The organism is Candidatus Streptomyces philanthi, from assembly GCF_059553635.1.
Genome location: NZ_JCANQV010000629.1, coordinates 1 through 1,050, shown reverse-complemented (window position 1 = coordinate 1,050; position 1,050 = coordinate 1). Strand labels below are relative to the sequence as shown.

Annotated in this window: 1 protein-coding gene; it reads left to right on the top strand. The window is 78.3% G+C overall.

The genetic code is table 11. From position 1 onward, the window contains the following. Positions 1-491 precede the first annotated feature (491 nt). On the top strand, positions 492-1,050 hold a 559-nt coding region (locus tag AC51EU_RS30740), incomplete at its 3' end, for a glycosyltransferase family 4 protein (RefSeq protein ID WP_496270369.1).

Genomic DNA, 1,050 nt, shown 5'->3' with positions numbered 1-1,050 from the left:
GGTCTCCGGACGCTGAGGCCCGCTGTTTCCGCCTCTTTCCACGGTGTTCCCGGGCCCTCCGGGACCGGCGCCACGCCCCCGCCGCGCGGCCTTCGCCGCCGTGTCCGGGTGCGTCGTGCCTGCCGGACCTCGCAAACAGGCCGGTCGGTTTGTCCCCCATGGGGGTGATCCCCGGCGGGCGAGGGTGGGACATCCCACCTGAACGGCGGGCGAACGGGACCCCGGCGCAGCCCCCGGACTGGCATCCTGGGCCCGGTGGACGGGGCCCGGGACCGGGCGCGCGCCACCGCCCCCGCGCACCGTCCGCCCGGCACCCGTGGCACGGCGGCCGGGGGAAACAGCACACGCTCCGTACCGTCCCGGCTCCACCGCGTCCGAAAACCTCCGTACGCCAGGGCGCCGCACCGCACACTGCAACACGCCGCCCCACGCGGACCGACCCTCCGGTACGGTCCGCTCCCGCCCGCCCCCGACCGCAGGAGCCCCGCCCCGTGACCAGCGTTCCGGCACCGCCGCGCGGCACCACAGCGCTGCGCACGGTCCAGGTGCTCGGCCACGACGGCACCGCCACCGGCGCCCATGTCCGCTCCCTGACCGCCGGCCTTGAGGCACGCGGCGTACGGGTGACGGTCTGCGCCAACGCGGGCGCCGACGACATCCACGGCTTCACCGCGGCCGGCGCGCGCTTCGCCCACCTCGCGCCGCGCCCCGACCCCTCCGGACTGGCCGCGCTGCGCAGCGCCTGCTGGGACGCCGACCTGGTCCACGCCCACGGCCTGCGCGCCGGCCTGCGGGCCGCGCTGGCACTGCGCGGACTCCGCGGCCCCGGGGGACGCGTTCCCCTCGTCGTCACCTGGCACACCAAGGGGCACCACCGGGGCGCGCGGTCCGGGCTGGTGCACCTGGCGGAACGGCGGGTGGCCCGCGCCGCCTCCGTCGTCCTCGGCGTCTGCTCCGACCTCGTCGACCGGGCCCGCGCCCGCGGCGCGCGCGACGCCCGGCTGGCACCGATCGCCGTGTGGCGAAAGCCTGATGCAGCGACGCCGCGCG